This window comes from Pseudarthrobacter sp. NPDC092424, assembly GCF_044754925.1.
In the GTDB taxonomy this organism is placed as follows: Bacteria; Actinomycetota; Actinomycetes; order Actinomycetales; family Micrococcaceae; genus Arthrobacter.
Window position 1 is genome coordinate 27,326 of the sequence record NZ_JBIVQC010000007.1, and the last position, 20,914, is coordinate 48,239.

Annotated in this window: 24 protein-coding genes and 1 riboswitch; of the genes, 13 read left to right on the top strand and 11 right to left on the bottom strand. The window is 68.9% G+C overall.

Features of this window, described 5'->3' with window-relative positions:
* The 6 genes from ACIQCN_RS11335 to ACIQCN_RS11360 all read right to left on the bottom strand — a co-directional run.
* A partial coding sequence (locus ACIQCN_RS11335) for a hypothetical protein (protein ID WP_400611003.1) occupies window positions 1–605 on the bottom strand: 605 nt, incomplete at its 3' end.
* A gap of 89 nt (window positions 606–694) precedes the next feature.
* Window positions 695–1,678 (bottom strand): hypothetical protein, encoded by a 984-nt coding sequence (locus ACIQCN_RS11340; protein ID WP_400611005.1) that lies wholly within the window; start codon window positions 1,676–1,678, stop codon window positions 695–697.
* Between the two features lie 192 nt (window positions 1,679–1,870).
* Window positions 1,871–2,953 (bottom strand): sulfate/molybdate ABC transporter ATP-binding protein, encoded by a 1,083-nt coding sequence (locus tag ACIQCN_RS11345; protein WP_400611007.1) that lies wholly within the window; start codon window positions 2,951–2,953, stop codon window positions 1,871–1,873.
* Complete coding sequence (locus tag ACIQCN_RS11350) at window positions 2,950–3,795, bottom strand: ABC transporter permease (RefSeq protein ID WP_400611009.1); 846 nt, start codon at window positions 3,793–3,795, stop codon at window positions 2,950–2,952. Before ACIQCN_RS11350 ends, ACIQCN_RS11345 begins: the two co-directional genes overlap by 4 nt.
* Window positions 3,792–4,541: a molybdate ABC transporter substrate-binding protein gene (modA, locus tag ACIQCN_RS11355; RefSeq protein ID WP_400611129.1), complete on the bottom strand. Its 750-nt coding sequence runs from the start codon at window positions 4,539–4,541 to the stop codon at window positions 3,792–3,794. The genes ACIQCN_RS11350 and modA overlap by 4 nt, the downstream gene beginning before the upstream one ends.
* 50 nt (window positions 4,542–4,591) lie before the next feature.
* The gene (locus tag ACIQCN_RS11360) at window positions 4,592–5,002 is read right to left on the bottom strand and encodes a molybdopterin-binding protein (protein ID WP_400605233.1); all 411 of its coding nucleotides are present in this window, start codon (window positions 5,000–5,002) and stop codon (window positions 4,592–4,594) included.
* Window positions 5,003–5,326: 324 nt separating this feature from the next.
* Between ACIQCN_RS11360 and ACIQCN_RS11365 the strand changes: the two genes are divergently transcribed.
* Complete coding sequence (locus ACIQCN_RS11365) at window positions 5,327–6,196, top strand: DUF4031 domain-containing protein (protein ID WP_400611011.1); 870 nt, start codon at window positions 5,327–5,329, stop codon at window positions 6,194–6,196.
* Complete coding sequence (locus ACIQCN_RS11370; protein ID WP_400611013.1) at window positions 6,193–7,002, top strand: 2-phosphosulfolactate phosphatase; 810 nt, start codon at window positions 6,193–6,195, stop codon at window positions 7,000–7,002. The genes ACIQCN_RS11365 and ACIQCN_RS11370 overlap by 4 nt, the downstream gene beginning before the upstream one ends.
* A 48-nt stretch (window positions 7,003–7,050) precedes the next feature.
* Here the strand turns inward: ACIQCN_RS11370 and ACIQCN_RS11375 are convergent, their stop codons facing one another.
* Window positions 7,051–7,452: a YccF domain-containing protein gene (locus tag ACIQCN_RS11375; protein WP_400605238.1), complete on the bottom strand. Its 402-nt coding sequence runs from the start codon at window positions 7,450–7,452 to the stop codon at window positions 7,051–7,053.
* A gap of 94 nt (window positions 7,453–7,546) precedes the next feature.
* Window positions 7,547–8,158, bottom strand: a complete 612-nt coding sequence (locus ACIQCN_RS11380; RefSeq protein WP_400611015.1) for a phosphoribosylanthranilate isomerase — start codon at window positions 8,156–8,158, stop codon at window positions 7,547–7,549.
* A gap of 90 nt (window positions 8,159–8,248) precedes the next feature.
* On the opposite strand from ACIQCN_RS11380, the gene ACIQCN_RS11385 reads away from it, so the two are divergent.
* The 7 genes from ACIQCN_RS11385 (at window position 8,249) to ACIQCN_RS11415 (ending at window position 12,669) form a co-directional block, all read left to right on the top strand.
* Window positions 8,249–8,824, top strand: a complete 576-nt coding sequence (locus tag ACIQCN_RS11385) for a HutD family protein (protein WP_400611017.1) — start codon at window positions 8,249–8,251, stop codon at window positions 8,822–8,824.
* 86 nt (window positions 8,825–8,910) lie between these two features.
* Window positions 8,911–9,441, top strand: coding sequence for a ferritin (locus tag ACIQCN_RS11390; protein WP_400605243.1), 531 nt, complete (start codon window positions 8,911–8,913; stop codon window positions 9,439–9,441).
* Window positions 9,442–9,511: 70 nt separating this feature from the next.
* Window positions 9,512–9,576, top strand: a riboswitch (guanidine-III (ykkC-III) riboswitch).
* A 9-nt stretch (window positions 9,577–9,585) separates the two neighbouring features.
* Window positions 9,586–9,909, top strand: a complete 324-nt coding sequence (locus ACIQCN_RS11395; protein ID WP_400611018.1) for a DMT family transporter — start codon at window positions 9,586–9,588, stop codon at window positions 9,907–9,909.
* On the top strand, window positions 9,909–10,250 hold the full coding sequence (locus ACIQCN_RS11400; protein WP_400611020.1) for a DMT family transporter: 342 nt from the start codon (window positions 9,909–9,911) through the stop codon (window positions 10,248–10,250). Before ACIQCN_RS11395 ends, ACIQCN_RS11400 begins: the two co-directional genes overlap by 1 nt.
* A 125-nt stretch (window positions 10,251–10,375) precedes the next feature.
* A complete protein-coding gene (locus tag ACIQCN_RS11405; protein WP_400611022.1) occupies window positions 10,376–10,999 on the top strand; it encodes a nucleoside/nucleotide kinase family protein in 624 nt (207 codons plus the stop codon).
* 16 nt (window positions 11,000–11,015) lie between these two features.
* Entirely contained in the window at window positions 11,016–12,008 is a 993-nt protein-coding gene (locus tag ACIQCN_RS11410; protein ID WP_400605249.1) for an aldo/keto reductase, read from the top strand.
* A 10-nt stretch (window positions 12,009–12,018) separates the two neighbouring features.
* A complete protein-coding gene (locus ACIQCN_RS11415) occupies window positions 12,019–12,669 on the top strand; it encodes an MBL fold metallo-hydrolase (RefSeq protein ID WP_400611024.1) in 651 nt (216 codons plus the stop codon).
* A gap of 86 nt (window positions 12,670–12,755) precedes the next feature.
* Here ACIQCN_RS11415 and ACIQCN_RS11420 read toward each other — a convergent pair whose 3' ends face one another.
* Window positions 12,756–14,657, bottom strand: a complete 1,902-nt coding sequence (locus ACIQCN_RS11420; RefSeq protein WP_400605252.1) for a DEAD/DEAH box helicase — start codon at window positions 14,655–14,657, stop codon at window positions 12,756–12,758.
* Between the two features lie 319 nt (window positions 14,658–14,976).
* On the opposite strand from ACIQCN_RS11420, the gene ACIQCN_RS11425 reads away from it, so the two are divergent.
* Entirely contained in the window at window positions 14,977–15,726 is a 750-nt protein-coding gene (locus tag ACIQCN_RS11425; protein WP_400611026.1) for a class I SAM-dependent methyltransferase, read from the top strand.
* Here the strand turns inward: ACIQCN_RS11425 and ACIQCN_RS11430 are convergent.
* Window positions 15,723–17,120, bottom strand: coding sequence for an MFS transporter (locus ACIQCN_RS11430; protein WP_400611131.1), 1,398 nt, complete (start codon window positions 17,118–17,120; stop codon window positions 15,723–15,725). The genes ACIQCN_RS11425 and ACIQCN_RS11430 overlap by 4 nt on opposite strands.
* 1 nt (window position 17,121) lies before the next feature.
* Window positions 17,122–18,411 carry an MFS transporter gene (locus ACIQCN_RS11435; protein ID WP_400611132.1) on the bottom strand — a complete coding sequence of 430 codons (1,290 nt, stop codon included), beginning with the start codon at window positions 18,409–18,411 and terminating at the stop codon, window positions 17,122–17,124.
* 147 nt (window positions 18,412–18,558) lie between these two features.
* Here ACIQCN_RS11435 and ACIQCN_RS11440 point away from each other — a divergent pair, with 147 nt between their 5' ends.
* From ACIQCN_RS11440 to ACIQCN_RS11450, 3 genes are all read left to right on the top strand, one after another.
* Window positions 18,559–18,987: a hypothetical protein gene (locus ACIQCN_RS11440; protein ID WP_400611028.1), complete on the top strand. Its 429-nt coding sequence runs from the start codon at window positions 18,559–18,561 to the stop codon at window positions 18,985–18,987.
* Window positions 18,988–19,054: 67 nt separating this feature from the next.
* Window positions 19,055–19,978 (top strand): tRNA (guanosine(46)-N7)-methyltransferase TrmB, encoded by a 924-nt coding sequence (gene trmB, locus ACIQCN_RS11445; protein WP_400611030.1) that lies wholly within the window; start codon window positions 19,055–19,057, stop codon window positions 19,976–19,978.
* A gap of 82 nt (window positions 19,979–20,060) precedes the next feature.
* Entirely contained in the window at window positions 20,061–20,906 is an 846-nt protein-coding gene (locus ACIQCN_RS11450) for a DUF1206 domain-containing protein (RefSeq protein ID WP_400605262.1), read from the top strand.
* The last annotated feature ends 8 nt before the right edge of the window (window positions 20,907–20,914 follow it).

The window sequence follows — 20,914 nt, forward strand, 5'->3', positions numbered from 1 at the left end:
TTCGTTTCAGCGTCCAGGTTCACACCGAGACCGGCGTTCAGATCCGAAACAAGCTCGCCGCTGGTGTTGCCCTCACCCAGAATGCTGTCCCCACCGGAGCTGGTGGAGGACTCCGTGACTGTCCGGGTTGCTGCATCCAGGTTCGTTTCAGCGTCGAGGTTCGTTTCAGCGTCCAGGTTCACACCGAGACCGGCGTTCAGATCCGAAACAAGCTCGCCGCTGGTGTTGCCCTCACCCAGAATGCTGTCCCCACCGGTGCTGGTGGAGGATTCCGTGACTGTCCGGGTTGCTGCATCCAGGTTCGTCGCAGCGTCCAGGTTCGTTTCAGCGTCCAGGTTCACACCGAGACCGGCGTTCAGGTCCGAAACAAGCTCGCCGCTGGTGCCGCCCTCGCCCAGAATGCTGTCCCCACCAGTGATCGAGGATTCCGTGACTGTCCGGGTTTCAGCGTCCAAGTTCAGGTTCAGGCCAATGTGGGTTCCCGAGCCGAGGCCCAAACCGGAGCTGGTAGTGGTGTCGGAAGCGGAGGCTGCACCTGCGCCGAGGATGAGTATTCCTCCGGCGAAGACGGCGCTGCACAAAGTTGTACGTACGAAAGATTTCATGGTTGATATTCCTTCTTAGTGATGGGGGCCATGCACCAGTTGATGCTGGCTGGATTGTCGTCCGCGCATCGTGGCGCGGAGCGGCATCACTAGTCGGGCGAGAAGCCGTGCTCGAGGCTGATGGAACCCGGGAGCTCGTCAGAGCGGCGGAAGACATCGGTAAGTAAGGTGTGCGTCAAGGAAAGCTGGAAGACTGCCAGTCCATCCGCGAAAGCGGAGCCGGCTTCGCTGGCTGAGCGGAAGGTTGACCCTGAACCTGTCGGGGCCGTGGCCGGCGAACCGGGCCTATTGGGGAGGTCAGGACCCGGGTTCTGCGTCTGGATCTCCGACGTCTCACCACCAGCTGTGGATACCGGGAAGGCTGACTGGTCTTGGCGAAGCGGGGGCACATTGCCGGCGTCGAAGCGAACTGACGGGCCCCCTGACAGAACAGGGGCCCCGCTTGCAGCGTCCCCGCCCGGCGCATCGTTCGAGGACCCATTTATCGCCTCAGATGCCGCGGAGGGAGAAACTGCCGCTGCGGTGGGATCTTCGCCCACGACTACTGCGACCGGACTGATGGTTGATGCGACGGATGCTGTAACAGGTGCCACCACGTGGGCGAGGGTGCCGGTAACAGGTGCTGTGAGATCAGCGACCGTCGATGTGACCGGTGTGAGCACATCAGTGGCAAACCCGGTCAGCGGTCCGGCAACCTCCGCGACTTGACCATCCACGGAGGTTACCGGTGCTGCAACCGGGGCCACGGCCGCCTCCACGGGAGCCAGTACCGGGTCAACGATCTGGCGCGCTGCTGGAATCAGGGGCTCGGCACCAACGATGGCCGGTTCAAGGAGTGCCGCTACAGGAGCCTCAGCCCGTCTGGGTTCTTCCTCGGTGATCACAGGGGCCTCGGCTATCGAACCGGACGCAGTCTCACTGCCGGTGATTTTGTGAACGGCGTCCGTGACCGGGGGAAGCGGTTCGAAGGCGTGCGCTGATGCCGCGCCGAAAATGATCCAGCCAGCGGCTAGGAGTGTTCCGAGAACAAGAGTACGCAGGCCGGAGCGAAGCCATGGCAGACTGACGCCCATTGCCTCACCTCCAGATCTGACATTCTGCAGTCACGGTGTGCTCGAAAGAGAACTCAACAGCTGTTCGTTCTGTCCCGGGGCGCGGATGGGTACCGAATCAAAAAGAATCTGAACATCACCACAGCCGCCTCACGGTCGGAGCTGGCCGGTCGGGCCAGTCACGAGAGTCCAATCGCGGTGCCTTCGAAAGAGTCACGCGGGGTAGATCGCCACTGCAGAAGCCTTGACCACGAAGTACACCCGCACTCCCGGCGCCAGGCCCAGGTCCGCGGACGCCGCCGTCGTAATATCCGCCGCCAGGCCCCCGCCGCGCACCCGGATGCCGTCGCCGTGCGGCTCCAGGTCCGTGATGGTCACCGGGAAGGAATTGCGCGGGCTGCCGTGCGCGTCCGTCAGATACACGGAAACGGCCGACGGCGGGAACACGGCCACGCCGGGCCGGTCCGGCTTCAGCTCGGGGTGCTTCAGCTCGGCATCCTTCAGCTCCGGGTGCGCCAGTCCGTCCCCCGGCCCGTGGATGACCAGTTCACCCGCGAGGACCCCGTCCCCCCGCAGGGTTCCGGGCACGAAGTTCAGCCCGGCGAGCCCGGCGGCGAACGCGCTCCGCGGCTTTTCCAGCACCTCCCGGGTCGGCCCTTCCTCGACAATGCGGCCATTGTCCAGGACCACCACCCGGTCCGCGAGCATCAGCGCGTCGAGGGCGTCGTGCGTAATGATGATGGCCGGCCGGTCTGCCAGGACGCGCTTGAGCAGGCGGCGCAGCAGCGGTGCCGACCGGACATCCAGCGCGGCCATCGGCTCGTCGAGAAGGAGCAGGGCGGGATCGGCCGCGAGCGCCCGGGCCACCGCCACGCGCTGCGCCTGGCCGCCGGAGAGTTCAGCCGGCCGGCGGTCCGCAAGGTCCGCCGCTTCCACCTCGGCCAGCCACCGCATTGCCTGCTCCCGGGCCGCGCTCCGCGCCAAACCAGCACTCCGGGGCCCGAACGCCACATTGTCCACCACACTGAGGTGCGGGAACAGCAAGGGCTCCTGCGCCAGCAGCGCCGTCCCGCGCTGATGCGGCGGCAGCCAGGTTCCATCAGCCGTATGGAACAGCGACCGGCCGTTGAGCTCGGCCTCCCCATGCTCCGGCCGCAGCAGCCCGGCGATCACATCCAGCAGCGTCGACTTCCCCGCCCCGTTTGGCCCCATCACCGCCACAGTTTCCGCGGCCCCCACGCGAAGTGCCACGTCCAGGCCCCGCCCGGCCACGGCTGCCTCGACCCGGAACGTCACTGGACGCTCCCGCTCGGGGCGGGCTCCGGCGTCGTACGCCCCACGGAGATGCGCGGACCTGAACCCGGGCGCCGATACGCGAGCGCCACCACGGCGACCGCCACGGCAACCAGCACCAGGGAAAGCGCGACGGCGGCGTCCGGGTCGGTCTCCCGCTGCAGGTAGATTTCCAGCGGCAAGGTCCGGGTTACCCCCTGCAGGCTGCCGGCGAACGTGAGGGTGGCGCCAAACTCGCCGAGGCTGCGCGCAAAGGCGAGTACCGCGCCCGACGCGAGCCCCGGCAGGACCAGCGGAAGCGTGACCCGCCGGAAGACGACGCCGGGGGCGGCGCCGAGGGTCGCGGCCACGGCCTCGTACCGCTGGCCGCCGGTGCGCAGCGCCCCCTCGAGGCTCACCACCAGGAACGGCAGCGCCACGAAGGTCTGGGCCAGAACCACCGCGGCCGTGGAAAACGCCACCTGAAGGCCCAGAACCTCCAGGGCACCGCCCAGCAACCCCTGGCGGCCGAACGTATACAGCAGCGCGATGCCACCCACCACCGGCGGCAGCACCAGCGGCAACAGCACCAGCGACCGCAGCAGCCCCTGCAAGGGGAACCTTCCCCGGGCCAGGACCAGCGCCAGCGGCACGCCGAGCAGGACGCAGAGCACGGTGCTCGCCGCGGACGTCCGCAAGCTCAGGCCCAGGGCGTCCAGCGCGGACGGCGACGTGACCAGCGGAACGAAGTTGGCCCAGTCCACCCGGGCCACCATCGCGGCCAGCGGCAGGACCACTACCAGGGCAGCGAGGACCGCCACGCCGGGAATCCAGCGCGGCATGCCGGTGTAGGCCTGGCGGGTCATGAGCCGCCCGCTTCCCCGCCGGTCCGGAAACCCGCCTCCTCCAGGACACGCTGGCCTTCCGGGCCGGTGACGAGCTGAATGAACGCATCGGCCGCGGCCTTGTCCCCTGCTCCGGCCAGCGTCGCGATGGGATAGGTGGCGGGTGCGTCCGCAGCCTCCGGGAACGGCACGCTGTCCACTTTCCCGACGGCGGCGCGGACGTCTGTCCGGTACACCAGCCCGGCGTCAGCCTCCCCGGAGATCACCTTGCCCAGGACGTCCGTGACGGAGTTTTCCTCGCTGACGGGCTTCAGGTCCGTGCCGGTCCGCCGGGCCACTGCGGCGGCCGCCGCCCCGCACGGCACCTGCGGTGCACAGGCAACGAGCCGCGTCCCGGGCCGGGCCAGGTCCGCGAAAGTGCGGATGCCGGCCGGGTTTCCCGGCGGAACCGCGAGCGCCAGGGTGTTCACCGCGAAAACCCGGGTGCCGCCGTCGGCCATTCCTGCCTGAGTGACCCGCTCCATTGTGGCCGTATCCGCGGAGGCGAACACGTCCGCGGGTGCGCCCTGGCTGATCTGGGTGGCGAGGTCCGACGAGCCGGCGAAGCTCAGCTGTACATGCATTCCGGGGTGCTGTTCCTCGAAACTTGCCGCGAGCTCGGTGAAGCTGGCTTTCAGGGAAGCGGCCGCGAACACGGTCAGGGTTCCGCCGGAGCCGGCGGCAGGCGCACACGCCGCAAGCCCCAGCAGGAGCACGACGGCGGCCATCGCCTGGATAGCGCGCGAGCGCCGCGATGCGGGCCGGCCGCTCCCCCGCTTCACGCCGCTCCCTTGCCCTGCGGCGTTTCGATGATCACGGTGGTCGCCTTGACCACGGCAGTGGCGACCGACCCCGGCTCCAGGCCCAACTCGCGGACGGCCTCGCTGCTCATCAGGGACACCACCCGGAACGGCCCGCACTGGAGCTCCACCTGGGCCATGACCTTGTCCGCGGTAATGGCGGTGACCAGGCCCACGAACCTGTTCCGCGCGGAACTCCCGGTGCGGTGCGGATCATCCGGCAGCTGCGCCAGGCGCTGGGCGTGCTGCGCCAGTTCCAGGCCGTCCACGGCGAGCCGCCCCGAATCGTCCTTCTTCGGCGTGAGGGACCCGTTCTCCGTCCAGCGGCGGACGGTATCGTCACTAACGCCCAGAAAACGGGCAGCTTCAGAGACGCGGATGAGTGCCATTTAGCCATCCTAATCCGCAAATGCGGTTCTCGCGCCAGATAACCTATCCCCTCCGCACGGCTAGCCGTGCGGAGTCCAAACCGGCCCTCCACGCATTCCCCCCACGTGACGCTCTCTCACTTAACGCCGGTCCCCGGCCGACGCTCTCTCACTTAACGCCAGTCCCCGGCCGACGCTCTCTCACTTCCCACCACCGTTCTGCGGCAAGGTGAGAGAGGGTTGACGTTTAAGGCGCATTAAGTGCGAGAGCGTCCGGGTTTGGGCGGCATTAGGTGAGAGAGCGTCACAAGTGGGGCGGCGTACCTCCGGCACTAGACTTCCACCATGGCCATCTACCTGGACCCGCCGCTCTGGCCTGCGCACGGAACGCACTTCTCGCACATGGTCTCGGACACGTCCCTCGAGGAGCTCCATGCGTTTGCCGCGGCCGCCGGCATCCCGGACCGTGCGTTCGACGGCGACCACTACGACGTCCCCGAGCGCCGCATCCCGGACCTGGTGGCCGCCGGCGCAATCCAGGTGGAGGGCCGGGTACTGGTCCGGAAGCTGATCGCCAGCGGCCTGCGTATCCCCGCCCGGCAGCGGAACAAGTCCCTCAAAGTTCCGCTGCTGAACCGCTGGAACACCATCCTGCCGGGCCACGATGCCCTGTTCCTTGACCTCCTGGACCGCTGGAGCGAGGACCACCGCCACTACCACGGCTGCACCCATCTGCTCTCGGTACTGGAATCCCTGGACCTGCTCACCGATCCGGCCGAGCCGCCGCGGACCGTGCTCCTGGCCGCCTGGTTCCACGACGCCGTCTACCGCGGCATCGCGGGCCAGGATGAGGAGGAGTCGGCGCGACTGGCCGAGGAACGGCTCACCGCTGCGGGCCTTCCGGAGGGTGAGGTGGCGGAAGTGGCGCGCCTGGTACGGCTTACCTCGGACCACCGGCCGGGGCCGGGGGACGACGACGGCGCTCTCCTCTGCGACGCCGACCTCTCCGTCCTCGGCGGCGAGCCGGACGAATACTCCCGGTACGTTGCCGCCGTCCGGAAAGATTACGCGCACATCGGCGACGCTGACTTCGCAGCCGGACGCGCCGCCGTCGTCCGCCGCCTGCTGGAACTCGAGCCCCTCTTCCACACCGCGAGGGCCCGCGAACTGTGGCTTTCCGCGGCGCGGCGGAACCTGCAGGGTGAGCTGGCATGAACGCCCCCGATCCGAAGGTGACGCACCTGCGCACCGCCGGCGCCGCGCATCGGCAGGTTCCTTACGCGGTCCGGTTCGAATGGGGGGCCGACGGCGGCAGGACGGTAGCGCCGGGTGCGGACCTCGTGGTGGTGGTCGACGTCTTCTCGTTCGGCACCTGCGTCAGCGTCGCCCTGGACCGCGGCGCAGAGGTGTTCCCGTTTCCCTGGAAGGACACGCGCGCGGAGTCGTTCGCTGCCGGCCGGCGGGCCGAGCTCGCGGGTCCCCGGGGCGGCGGCGGGCTGAGCCTGTCCCCGATGTCATTCCGGAGCGCGCCAGCGCTGGAACGGGTGGTGCTGCCCTCGCCGAACGGTTCGGCGCTGTGCCACCTGCTGGCCGGAGAGGCGCCCCTGGTGGCCGCGGTGTCTCTCCGCAACGCCGCAGCGACGGCGGACTGGGTGGCCGCCAACCTGCCGGAGGACGCCGTGATCGCAGCAGTTGCCGCCGGAGAGCGCTGGCCGGACGGGACGCTGCGCCCGGCTGTCGAAGACCAGATCGGCGCCGGCGCCTTCATCGCCGGACTGCTGGCCGCGGGCCGGGGCGGGTATGAGGCCGAGGACGGCAAGCCTGCCTACTCCCCCGAAGCGCTGGCGGCGGCCGCCGTGTTCGAGGCCGCCGAGCCGCGCCTGCGCGAGATGCTGCACGGCTGCTCCAGCGGGCGGGAACTCGCCGGCGCGGGCTACGCCGGAGATGTGGACATCGCCGCCGAACTCGACGACAGCGACTCCGTGGCACTCCTCAGGGACGGCAGCTTCCGCCCGCTCTGACGGGGCCGCTCTGATCCGTCCGCCCTAGACCAGCAGCCGGCGGTGTTATCAGCGGTAGGTGCTGACGAAGGGCGTGTCCGTGGGCACGATCTGCTTGCCCAGCGGCATCAGGGACACCGGAATGAGCTTCAGGTTGGCGATGGCCAGCGGGATCCCGATGATGGTCATGGCCATGGCCACCGCGGTCATGACATGGCCGATGGCGATCCAGATACCGGCCACCACCAGCCAGATGACATTGCCCAACATGGGAAAGACTCCGGTGCCGCCCGGTTTATCCACCACCATCCGGCCAAACGGCCACAGCGTGTAGGCCGCGATCCGGAAGGACGCGATGCCCCAGGGAATGGTGACGATCAGCAGGCAGCAGATGACGCCGGCGGCGAAGTATCCCAGCGCAAGCCAGAAGCCGCCGAAAACCAGCCAGATGATGTTGAGGAGTGTCTTCATCCATCCATTGTGCAGCGGATGTCCGCCAAAAAGGCTCGGGGAATCCCCTGAACCGACCCCTACCCAGGCCGGCCTAAACCGTTTACATGGGAAATCAGACCGTGGCGGCAAACCTCGCCGCGTGCACGAAGGCCCGGATTTTGGCCAGGTCCTTGACCCCGCGGGAGGACTCAACGCCGGATGATACGTCCACACCCCAGGCCTGGGCCGCCGCCGCTGCCGGACCGACGTTCTCCGGATGAAGCCCGCCGGCAAGCAGCCAGTTGCGGCCCTGCAGCCCGGGGATCCCGGCCATGGAGGCGTAGTCCCACTCCTCACCCGAGCCGGGCACGGCGGCGTCGATGAGGAGGAGGTCCTCGCCCCAGTCCTCGAACTCAGCCGGCGCGGCACCCATGGTGACGGCCCTGACCAGCTTCATGCCGGCGTCGTGCGCGGTCGCGACGTCCTCCCGGGAGCGCTGGCCGTGCAGCTGGATCCATTCGAGGCCTGCCGCGCGGGCGATGGCCACGGCGTCGGCCACGGGCTCGTCGCGGAAGACGCCGATCGCCACCACTCCTTCGGGGACGTCCGCCAACAGGGCACGCGCCTGGCCGGGCGAGACGACCCGTGGGCTGGCGGTCAGGACGAACCCCACGGCGTCCGCTCCGGCGTTCACAGCCTCGCATACCGATTCGGGCGTGCTGAGACCGCACACTTTGATGAACATTCCCGGCTCCTTCAGGTTTGTAGGTGTCCCCCGCAGGACAGTAGCAGGGTCCGGGGGCCGGTGGCATTGCCGGAACACTAGGCTGGGCAGATGGAGATCATCCGGTATGCAGACCTGAAGGCCGAACCGTGGCGCAACGGCGGCGGCGTTACGCGGGAAATCGCCCGCGGCGTTGCGGATGACGGCGGTACTGCCGGGAGTTCAGCCGCTTGGGACTGGCGGGTCAGCATTGCGGAGGTGGGCAAAGCAGGCGAATTCTCGGCCTTCCCCGGCATGGAGCGGGTCCTCACGGTGATCGACGGAGAGCTGTTCCTCCTCACCGTGGACGGGGTGGAACATCCCTTGGAGAAGTTCCGGCCGTTCCGCTTTTCCGGCGGCGCGGCCACGGCCGGCGCCCTGCCGACGGGGGACGTCCGTGACCTGAACGTCATCACCCGCACCGGTGCTTTCAAGGGCTACACGTCCATCATCGAACTGTCCAAGAAGCGCGCCCACCCGCTGTTTGCGGGGCAGTTCGGGATCCTGCTGCAGGGGCAGGCGGCAGTTTCTCCGGGCGCCGAGGCACTGGACCGGTATGACGCCGTCACAGGTTCTGACGCCGAAACCCCCGAGATCCTGGGCCGGGGCTTCCTGGCCGTGGTCTCCATCGACGCAGTAGCCGGCTAGCGACAGCCGGGTCAGGCCAGCCTTCCCTCGCCAAGCGGAGCCTTTCCACACTGGCTGTTGCCGGTGGGCGCTCCTAGACTCAGGCTATGACCACTTCATCGTTCAACTCGCTTCTGTCCACCCAGATCGGTAACGAATTCACGGCCTCGCAGCAGTACATCGCGGTGGCCACGTGGTTCGCCAACCAGGACCTCCCGCAGCTGGCCCGGTACTTCTACCGGCAGTCCGTGGAGGAACGGAACCACGCCATGATGATGGTCCAGTACATGCTGGACCGGGACATCCCCTTCACGATTCCGGGCGTTCCCGCCGTCCGGAACGACTTCGGCTCCGTGACGGAACCGCTGGCCCTTGCGCTCGAACAGGAAAAGGAAGTCACGCGCAACATCGAGGACCTCTTCCGTGCGGCCCGCGGCGAAAACGATGCCCTGGGCGAGCAGTTCATGCTCTGGTTCCTCAAGGAGCAGGTGGAGGAGGTAGCGTCCATGACCACGCTGGTGAACATCGCCGAGCGCGCTGACAACCTGTTCGACATCGAGAACTTCATCGCCCGCGAAACCATCGGTGATGGCGGCCGGGATGCCGCGGCACCCGAAGCGGCCGGCGGCACGCTCTAACCCTGGCAGGGCGGACCGGTGAGGTTCGCCACCAACCCGGCCACCCGCCGTCGGGCGTTGCTACGCTGGGACCAAGGCCTCTCCCAGGCCTCCGGACGACGGTTCAGTACCCGGCACGCGACAAGACTGGCCACAGGAGCTCCTATGTCGTGGTTAGTCCTGATTTTTTCCGGCGCGCTGGAAGCCGTCTGGGCTGCCGCCCTACACCGCGCCTCCACACTGCCGGGCCGGCGCCGCATCGCGCCGGCGGCGCTCTTCCTGGCGGCAGCGGCAGCGAGCACGGGCGGCCTGGCCTTCGCGATGCAATCCATCCCCACCGGCACGGCGTACGCCGTGTGGGTGGGCGTCGGCGTGGTGCTGACGTCCGCGTACGCGATCGCCACCAAGGTGGAGCGCCCGACGGCGGCCCGCCTCCTCCTGCTCGCGGGAATAGCGGCGTGCGTGGCCGGGCTGAAGGTGGTGGCGTGATGCGTGCGGGTCGCCTCGCCTGGCCGGTGCTGCTGGTTTCCGCGGTCCTCGAAGCCGTCTGGGCAACAGCCCTGGGCCTGTCCAACGGCTTCACCGAGCCGCTTCCCACCCAGGTCTTTCTTGTCGCCGCCGGCCTGAGCCTCGGGGGCCTCGGCTACGCCACCCGCCACATCCCGTTGGGCACTGCCTACGCCGTGTGGGTGGGCATCGGCGCGGCACTCACGGTGGGCTGGGCGATGGCCACCGGCGCGGAGCCGTTCAGCGTCCTCAAACTGCTGTTTATCGCCGGGATTGTGGGTTGCGCCGCCGGTTTGAAGAGGCTCCCGGCCAGCCCCCGCTGACTCTCCCCACCTTTGCCGCCACCTGACGGTGCGTCCCGGCGAAACGCCGTCGTACGCGGCCTTCCGACTACCAAAGGCGGGGGAACCCGGCGTCGGAGCTTCCCCGTCCGGTTTAGGCTTTTGCCATGGACTCCCCCGAGATCACCGAGGCCGTCGACGCCCTGCGCGGGCGGCTCGCGGACGGCCGCCGCATCATCCTGGGCATCGCCGGCGCACCGGGCTCGGGGAAATCGACGTTCGCGGCATGGCTGCAGCAGCAGTTCGGGCCCGGTTCCGCCGTGGTGGTGCCCATGGACGGCTTCCACCTGGCCAACGCCATCATTGACGGCACGCCGCTGCGGCAGCGCAAAGGAGCCATGGACACGTTCGACGCCGGCGGGTACCTGGCACTGCTCCGGCGCCTGGTGAGCCGGGACGAGGAAGTGGTGTACGCACCGGAGTTCCGGCGCACCATCGACGAACCCGTGGCCGCGTCGATCGCCGTGCCTGCCGCGGTGCCGCTGGTCATCACGGAAGGCAACTACCTGCTGGTGGAGCAGGGACCGTGGAAGGACATCCGGGCCCAGCTGGACGAGGCCTGGTTCGTGGACACGCCGCAGGATCTCCGGATGAGCCGGCTGGTGGCCCGGCACATCGGGTTCGGCATGGAGCCCCGGGCGGCGCAGGCATGGGCCGCCGGACCCGACGAAGCCAACGCCCGCATCATTATGGCCACCAAGGCCAGCGCAGACCGCATCATCAACTGGTAAAACGAGGAGAACCCTGATGACCCCTTCAGTCCCCCTGGGAGACGGATTCAACGTCAGCCCGCTCGGCTTCGGCGGCATGGCCCTGACCCCCGTTTACGGCGAGGTGGATCCGGCAGAGGCCCTGGAGACGCTGCACCACGCGGTGGATTCCGGTGTCAGCTTCATCGACACCGCGGATATCTACGGCGGGGGCAGCAACGAGGAACTCATTTCCCGGCTGCTGAAGGAGCGGCGGGACGAGGTCCAGCTGGCCACAAAGTTCGCGCTGGTGGGCACGCCCACGGACGGGTACACGGACATCCGGGGCGACGCCGCCTACGTCCGGCAGGCAGTGGACCGCAGCCTCCAGCGGCTGGGCACGGACGTGATCGACCTCTACTACATGCACCGCCGTGACCTCCGCGTTCCGATTGTGGAAACCGTGGAGGCCATGGCAGAGCTGGTGCAGCAGGGGAAGGTCCGGCACCTTGGCCTGTCCGAGGTGACGGCGCAGGAACTCGAAGAAGCCTGTGCCGTCCATCCCATTGCGGCCGTCCAGAGCGAGTGGTCCATCTGGAGCCGCGACGTGGAACGCAACGTTGTTCCTGCCGCAGCCGCCCTGGGTGTGGGCTTCGTGCCCTACTCACCCCTGGGCCGGGGATTCCTTACCGGCACCGTTGACGCCTCTGCACTGGGTTCCGACGACTTCCGCCGCAAGATTCCGCGGTTCGCGCCGGAGGCCGCCAGCGCCAACCAGGCCGTGGTGGATGCCGTGCAGGCCGTTGCGGAGCAGCTGGGCGCCACCCCGGCGCAGGTCGCCCTGGCCTGGCTGCTGGCGCAGGGCAAGCGGCTGGACCTTCCGGTGGTCCCCATCCCCGGCACCCGCAAGGCGGCCCGGATCGACGAAAACCTTGGCGCGCTTGCCCTGGAGCTGACCCCCGCGCAACTGGACGCCTTGGACTCAGCCTCGGCCGCCGTCGTCGGCTCCCGGTCCGCCGATCCCAACTGGGTGTCGCAGGGGCGGGAATAGGGCGGGGACCATGGATTCGCTGGTCTACGACCTGCCTGCCCTGACCATCCGCCGGATTTCGGTCAGCGAGATGGACAACAACGTATACCTGCTGACGGCCAAAGCCAGCGGGGAACAGGTGTTGATCGATGCCGCGGACAACCTTTCAGCCATCCGGCAGCTGCTCGCAGACGCCGCCGCGGACACGTCCGCCGCGCCCCGGCTCGCACTGATCGCCACCACCCACCAGCACTGGGACCACGTCCGTGCGCTCCCGGAGCTGGTTGCCGCGACCGGTGCGCCCACCGCTGCGGGAGCGGACGACGCCGATGCGCTGCCCGTTCCGGTGGACCGCCGCCTGGCGCACGGGGACACGGTAGCCGTGGACGGGTTCCAGCTCGAGGCTGTCCACCTACGCGGGCACACCCCAGGTTCCATCGCCTTCGTGTACCGCGACCCGGACGGGCCGCCGCACATCTTCTCCGGTGATTCGCTGTTCCCCGGCGGTGTGGGCAACACGCAAAAGGACCCGGAACGGTTCAACTCACTGCTGGCCGACGTCACTGACCGGCTGTTCGGCACGTACCCAGATGCCGCCGTCGTACATCCCGGCCATGGAAAGCCGACGACGCTCGGTGCCGAACGCCCGCACCTGGATGAGTGGCGCGCCCGGGGCTGGTGAAGCCCTGGGTTTCAGCTACAGATTCGGACAGCCGCGCCCGTGATCCGGGTAGCGGCTGTCCGTTTCAGTAGCGGAAATCCGTAACGTTAGCGGCTGCGGCGTTCGTTCGACGCCGGAGCTGATGCACGGCGCGGGCCGCTGCGGGCCGGACGGCCGGAGCCGCCGCCTGCGAACGAGCCGCCCGAGGTTCCGCCGGTGGTGGAGGACCAGACAGCTTTGCTGCCGCCGTTGCCGGTCCGCTGCCCGCCCGAGCGCTGCTCGCCGGAACGCTGGCCGCCGGTGCGGGCGCCTGCGCCTGCCGCGGCGCGCTGGCCGGTTGCCGGGCGTCCGCTGCGCTGTCCGCCGGAGGAAGCCGGACGTCCGGTTCCGCCGCGGGGGGCGTCGCTGCGGGTGATGCGTGAATCCGTGCGGCCTTCAGCGGCGCGCCCGTCCGAACCGCGGCCGGCCGATGAGCGGCCACCTGCTGCGGGGACGTCGTTGCGGTGGGTGCCGGCGATGCCGCGGCCACGGCCATTGCGGCGGGCCGCAGCTGCCGCAATGGCACGGTCCTCATTCTGCTCAGCCACACGGTCGAAGGCTGCGCGGGCTTCGGTGCGGCCCTCGAAGGCTGCCGCCCGGCGCTCGGCGCGGGGGACGTCGGTGCGGACCGGCTCAGCCGAGACCTTGCCGCGGCCGCCACGGCCACCGCGTCCACCGGTGGTCGGTGCAGCCTGGCGGCGGGCCCGCTTGCGCTCGGCGTTGGCGCCCGTGGAGGTGCCGCCGCCCTGCTTGGCAGCCTTGGCGGCCAGCAGCGCAGCGCGGGTGCGGGGGTCAACCTTGTCTGCGATCTCGCCCACCAGTTCGGCCACGATCGGCGAGTTGGCGGTGACGCGCTCAAAGCTGACGTCCACGCCGGCGGCCTTCATGAGCTTCTTGACGTCGGTCTGCTGCTCGGGGAGCGTCAGGGTGACCACGGTGCCGTCGGAACCGGCGCGGGCGGTACGGCCCGAGCGGTGCAGGTAGGCCTTGTGCTCGGTGGGCGGATCAACGTGGATCACCAGTTCGACGTCGTCCACGTGCACGCCGCGGGCTGCGACGTCGGTGGCCACCAGGACGCGGACGTCACCGTTGGAGAACTCGGCGAGGTTGCGGTCGCGGGCGTTCTGCGACAGGTTGCCGTGCAGGTCCACGGCGGGGATCCCGGCGTCGGTCAGGGTCTTGGCCAGCTTGCGGGCGTGGTGCTTGGTCCGCATGAAGAGGACGCGGCGGCCGGCGCCGGAGGCGAGCTCAACGATCAGCTGCTTCTTGACGGTCTGGTCGTTGACCACCAGCACGTGGTGCTCCATGGTGGTCACCGCGGCCTGCGGATCGTCCACGGAGTGGGTCAGCGGGTTGGACAGGTAGCGCTGGACGATCTTGTCCACGCCGTTGTCGAGCGTGGCGGAGAACAGCAGGCGCTGGCCCTGGCTGGGGGTCATGTCCATGAGCTTCTTCACCACGGGCAGGAAGCCGAGGTCAGCCATGTGGTCGGCCTCGTCCAGGACCGTGATTTCCACGGCTTCCAGGGTGAGGATGCGCTGGCGGATCAGGTCTTCAAGGCGGCCCGGGCAGGCGATGACAATGTCGACGCCGGCGCGCAGGGCCTTTTCCTGCCGCGCCTGGGAGATGCCGCCGTAGATCACCGTGGTGTTCAGGCCGGCAGCCTTGGCCAGCGGCTCGATGGTGGCGTTGATCTGGGTGGCCAGTTCGCGGGTGGGTGCCAGGACCAGGCCCATGGGGCGGCCGGGCTTGCGGAAGTACGGTGCTTCGCGCTCGGCGAGGCGTGCCACCAGCGGGATGGCGAACGCGATGGTCTTGCCGGAGCCGGTGCGGCCGCGGCCCAGGACGTCGCGTCCTGCGAGGGTGTCCGGGAGGGTCTTCACCTGGATGGGGAACGGGGTTTCGATTCCCTGCGCGGTGAGGGTGTCGGCAAGGGCCTTGGGCGTGCCGAGGGCAGCAAAAGTAGTCATTAAGTCAAAGGTCTTTCTGGCGGTGTCCGTGCGGACATCGGCCCCCGATGCCGGTTGGCTCAAGGGTTCGCCGAAGAAAAGTCAGGTGGTCACACCAGCCTGCTGCCGCTTATGCAAAGCGGCGGCCGGGACCAAATGGAACGCGTTCATCGACGCAGGATGTGCCTCTCACATGAAAAAAGCCCAGACCCTTTTATGAAGGGAAACCCGGGCATCACTGCACATCAAGTTCCACCAGTCTAGCATCCTTCGCAGCTTCCCCCCGCCGCGGCAGGCCTGAGGCGTTGCCTCAGGCGCCACGGCGGGGCAGTGTTGAGGCATGAGCGAACAGGCGGCACACCACCATGGCACGCACGACGGCGGTGCCTCCCCGGACGGGGGCGACGGCGGCATCGGCAGCGGGATCCGCGGTGACGATGCCGCGTCGATCTGGGACGAAAGATACCGGACCAAGCCACAGATATGGAGCGGCAGGCCCAACCCGCAGCTGGTACGGGAGGCGGGCGGACTGCGGCCGGGCAAGGCGCTGGACCTTGGCTGCGGCGAGGGCGCCGACGCCATCTGGCTGGCGCAGCAGGGCTGGACGGTGACGGCCGTGGACGTTTCTGCCGTCGCGCTGGAACGCGCGCAGTCGCATGAGAAGGCTGTCCTGGCGAGGGAAAGCGTGCACGCGGCCGATGGCGCCATTGCCAGCCGGATCACCTGGCAGCAGGCCGACCTGGAGCATTGGCGGCCCGAAGGGCATTTCGACCTGGTGACCTCCCAGTTCCTGCACTCGCAGGAACTGGGCTGGCAAGGGCCGCTGCGGGCCGCTGCTGCGGCGGTCAAGCCCGGTGGAACCCTGCTGGTGGTGGGGCATCATCCGGACCGGCTTCCGCCGTGGGGCGCCGGCCATCACAACCACCGCGAGATGTTCTACACGGGCGACGAACTGGTCCGCGGGCTGGAACTGGACGGCCGGGGGTGGCAGCTCGAAGTGGAGACGAGCCGCGAGCGTCCCGTTACCGGACCGGACGGCCAGGAGGCGGTCATCGCCGACGTCGTGGTCCGCGCCACCAGGCTGCCCTAAGCCCCGTCAAGCGGGGACGCGACCCGCGGCGTGACGAAGGCGGCGGCGAAGGCAACCAGGGCGGTCAGCGCGAAGACCCCGGCGAAGGATGCCGCCGTCGTCGTAAACGCCGCGAAGACGATGCCCGTGGCGGCGAGCGCCAGCGCCCCGCCGAGGGAATCAGCGATGGACATGGCGGAGCTGTTGAACCCTTCGTCGTCCTTGCTGGAGAGCGCCAGCGTCATGACGCTCAGGCGCGGGTAGAGCATCCCCATGCCGCCGCCGGCGAACACCCAGCCGGAAATCACGACGGCGGCGGGCAAGTACAGCGCGGCCGTCGCCAGGGCAAGGATCACTGCGCCCAGGACCATGAGCGACCCGGCGCGCACGGCGGTGCGGTGGGAAAGCCGGTCGCCCAGCCGCCCCTGCAGAGCGGCTGCAGCAGCCCACGCCAGCGCCCCCAGGGTCAGCGTCAGCCCCGCGAAGGTGGGTGAAAAAGCGTACTCCTCGATCAGCAGGTACGGCAGATACACCTCCGCGCCGAAGAACGCCGCCGAAACCATGCCGCGCGACAGGATCACGCTGGGCAGGCCGCGGCGGGCCGTGAGGGTGCCCCGGGGGACAAGCGGGCGGACTGCCGCGAGGGCAAGGACGACGGCGGCAACGGCCAGGAGCACGGTGGCGGGCGGGAATCCCGGGATGCGGACTTCTGCGGAGAGGTTCAGCCCGAGGACCGCGACTGCGGCCAGCGCAGCCCAGGCGAGCCTGTCCGGAGCCCACGAGGTGCTCGGGGATTCCCCCGGGCCCTCCGCCGAGGCCGGGCCATGGCCGCGCAGCACCGGCGCCACCATGGCCAGCGCCGGGACGATGAGCCCCACCACGCCGAGGAACACCCAGTGCCAGCTGAACACCTGCGCCACGATGCCCGCGGCGAAGGGTCCCACCAGGGACGGGATGACCCAGGCGGCCGAGAACGCAGCGAAGATCTTCGGGTGCAGCTGGGGCGGGTAGATCCGGGCCACCAGCACGTACAGGGCAACGGTCAGCGCTCCGCCTCCGAGGCCCTGCACCAGCCGGCCGGCCACCAGCAGCGGCATGCTGGCGGCGGTGCCCGCGATCAGCAGGCCCAGCGCGAAGAGTGCCACCGAAGCGTAGAGCGGGGCGGCGGGGCCGCGCCGGTCGGACCAGTTGCCCGCGCCCACCATGCCGATCACACCAGTGGCCATGGGCCCGGCGAACGCGAGGGCGTACAGGCCGGCGCCGTCGAGTTCGCGGCTGACCAGGGGCATGATGGTGGTCACCGCGAGGGATTCGAATGCTGCGAGGAACACCAGCGCGCACGTCCCGATGGTCACCCAGAGGAAGGGACGCCGGAGGACGCTGCCGCCGGGCCGGGTGGCGGGGTCCGCCCGCACCTCAGCCAACGAAGCGGTCCCGCCCTGCACGGTAGCCGAACACTGCCGCCAGGGCCCCGACCACCAGGAACAGGATTCCGGCGGCAGCGAAGGAACCCGTTCCCTGATGCAGCTGCCCGACCAGGAGCGTCCCCGTGGAGCCGAGCCCATAGCCCAGGCCCTGCATCATGCCGGACAGGTGCGCGGCAGTATGCCCGTCCCGGGTGCGCAGCATGATCATGGTCAGCGCCACTGCGGTGAGGCTGCCCTGGCCAAGTCCCAGCAGCCCGGCCCACACCCACACCAGCTCCAGCGGACCGAAGATGCTGAGCGCAAAACCCGCACCGGTCATCAGCGCCACCACCGTATTGATGGCGCGCTGGTCGCGGAACCGGGCCGCGAGGGCCGGTGCAAACAGGGAACCGAGCATCTGCAGCACGATGCTGGCTGACACGATCAGGCCCGCAGTCGCGCCGTCCACGCCGCGTTCGCGCAGGATCGGCGCCAGCCAGGCGAACACGCTGAAGGACATCATGGCCTGCAGCACCATGAACAGGGTCACCTGCCACGCCACCGCGGAGCGCCAGACATTCACGCCTTCGTGGATGGCGCGGTGCCGTACAGAGCGCTGCCGGACCGCGACGGGCAGGAACAGGAAAAGTACGACGGCGGCAGGCGCCGCCCAGAGCCACAGGGCCAGGGTCCACTCTCCCGTGGCCGCGTAGACGGGGTAGGTAAAGCCCGCCCCGAGGGCCGCGGACGCGCAGATGGCCGTGGTGTACAGCCCTCCCATCAGGCCCAGCCGATGGGGGAAGTCACGCTTCACCAGGCCGGGAAGCAGGACGTTGCAGAGCGCGATGGCAGCGCCGCAGGCGGCCGTCCCGGCCAGGAGCGCGGGAAGGTGTCCGCCCAGGTCCGCGGGGCGCAGCAGGAGCCCTGCCGTCAGGACAGCCATGGCGCCGAGCAGGACCCGTTCCGCACCGAACCTGCGGGCCAGGGCGGGCGCCAGCGGCGCGAACACGCCGAGCAGTGTCACGGGCAGAGTGGTCAGTACCACCACAGCCCAGCCGGGCAGGGCAGCCTCTGCCCGGATTTCGGGCAGTACCGCGGAGAAGCTGGAGAAGACGGTCCGGAGGTTGAGCCCGATGAGCACCAGGCAGACGCCCAGGAAAGCGAGCTGCCGCCGGCTTTCCACCTGCGTGGGTGCCGGCACCGGCACCTCATCGACTTCCGCGTCCACCAGGGTGCCGGGCAGGGATTGCCGGACTTCCGTTCCTGCGTTTCGGCGCCTCCCTGCCCGTGCCCTTGTCATTTCCCTCATCCGGCCATTCTGTCAGGCAGGGACAGCTGCAGGGTTATCCACAAAGGGCGGGAATGCCCTCGACCGTCCCGCCGGGGCCTTCATAAGGTGGAGACCCGACCAGCCGTACTGCACGCCTTCAACACGTCCAGGAGAAAAATGGGACCGACACCGCTTCCGGAACGCCAACATCCTGACGCCACCCGGGGAAGCTCGTCCGACGGTGAAGCTGCCGGCGGCAAAAAGAAGCATTCCGGAGGTCCACTGGGTGCAAATGGCCTGTCCAGCCTGATTGTGGCGTGCCTGTGCGTGGCCAGCATGAACTTCACTGCACCGGGCGCAATGATCCTGATGTTCATGACCACTCCCCACAACGGCCCGCCTGCTTTTCCATGGCTGGTTGCGCTGCTGTTTTACAGCGCTCCCGTACTTTTTGCCGTGATATCGGTTGTGCTTGCCATACGCGCGGTAAGAGGTTCCCCGCGAAGGTCCGGGGACTGGAAAGCGGCAGTCGCGGCCATGTGTATTTGCGGCCTCGTGGTGGTCCTCGCGCTGGTCACGGGCCTGCGCCTCCTGGGGCTGTACTGACCGCGTGCGCGTTGGGCTGGTGGAAACCCTGATTGTCCGCCGGTTGGGCCCCGTTATCCTTGGAGGGATGAGCGAATCCCCAGAAGACCCCCAGCAGCCGCATGTCCCGAGGCCCGTCACGCCCGGGACCCAGGCATCGTTCGGCACGTACGGCGGCCGTCCGGTCAGTTTCGTCCGCCGCGGCACGCGCCTGCAGGGCCGCCGGCAGGCTGCCTGGGAGGAGCACGCCGAACGGTGGGCGGTTGACGTCCCGCGGCACGTCGCCAACACCTCCGTTCATCCGGAATACACGTTCGACGCCGAAGCGGAGTTTGGGCGCAAGGCTCCCCTCGTGGTGGAAATCGGCTCAGGGCTTGGGGACGCCATCTGCCACGCCGCTGAGCAGAACCCGGATACCGACTTCCTGGCCGTGGAGGTCTATACCCCGGGCCTGGCGAACACCATCATCAAGATCAACAGCCGCGGCCTGAAGAACGTGCGGGTGGTGGAAGCCAACGCCCCCGAGGTCCTGGCCACAATGCTCCCCGAGGGATCAGTCAGCGAGCTCTGGGTGTTCTTCCCGGACCCGTGGCACAAGTCCCGCCATCACAAGCGGCGCCTCATCCAGCCCGAATTCGCCGCCCTCGCAGCCCGCGCGCTGAAGCCGGGCGGGCTCTGGCGGATCGCCACGGACTGGTCCAACTACGCCGTCCACGTCCGCGATGTCCTGGCCGGCTCTCCCGACTTCGAGAACCTGCACACCGGCGAACGCCGCGGCCCGGAAAGCCCCCTGACCCAGGTGTGGCAGACCGGCGTCGAAACCGTGGTGGGCGGCGCCCCGGTGCGCGAGGGCCGCGCCCCGGTCAGCACCGAACACACGGGCCCCAACGAGGGTGTGGACGAGACCGGCGGCTGGGCACCCCGCTTCGAGGGGCGGATCCGCACCAGTTTCGAAGCGAAGGCGCATGAGGCCGGCCGACTGATCTTCGATCTCTGCTACCGCAGGCGCTGACAGCTGCCCTGCTGTCCTTCGCAGGGCAGTAGTGGCACGATGGGCTTGGGTGGGGGAAACCGGCACCCGCGCAGTGTGCGCTTTGCGTAAAGGACGAGTCATCAAAAGAGAACTGAAGCAGGCCGCCGCCGCGGCGGAGAACGTGACGAACTCACGGACCATGGAAGTGCTGGCCAGGGCGGGCTTCGCTGCGAGCGGGATCCTGCACCTGCTGGTCGGGGCGATCGCTGTCCGGCTCGCGATGGGCGGCACCGGCAACGCGGATTTCAGCGGCGCGGTGGCGGAGTTGTCCACCCAACCGGCCGGGCCGTTCCTGCTCTGGGCCAGCTTCGTCGCCTGTGCCGCGCTGGCGCTGTGGCAGGCAAGCGACGCAATCTTTGACTACAACCGGCTACCGACCAGGAAGAAAGCCGCAAGGAAAGGCAAAGCCGCCGCGCAGGCCATCGTGTATGCAGGACTTGCCCTGACCCTCTTCTCCTTCGCCATGGGAACCGGCTCCGGCGCGGACAACCAGCGCAGCGCCTCTGATTTCACCATCAAGATGATGCAGGCCCCCGGAGGCATTGCCCTGCTGGTGCTGCTCGGAGCCGGCATCGCCGTCACTGGCGTGGCCTACGGCATCCGCGGCCTGCGGAAGTCCTTCGAGAAACACCTGGTGATGCCCTCCAACGACCGCATGCGCAAGGCCGTCCGGGCCCTCGGGATTGCCGGCTACGTGGCCAAGGGAACCGTCCTGCTGCTCGCCGGGCTGTTGATCGTGGTGGCCACCCTGCAGGCCCATCCGGAAGATTCCACCGGCCTGGACGGCGGGCTCCGCGCCCTCCGCGACCAGCCGTTCGGCGTCTACCTGCTGGCAGCCGTGGGCGCAGGCCTGGTCTGCTACGGGGTGTACATGATGGTCCGGGCACGCCTCGCCCGGATGGACTAGGCGGGCCA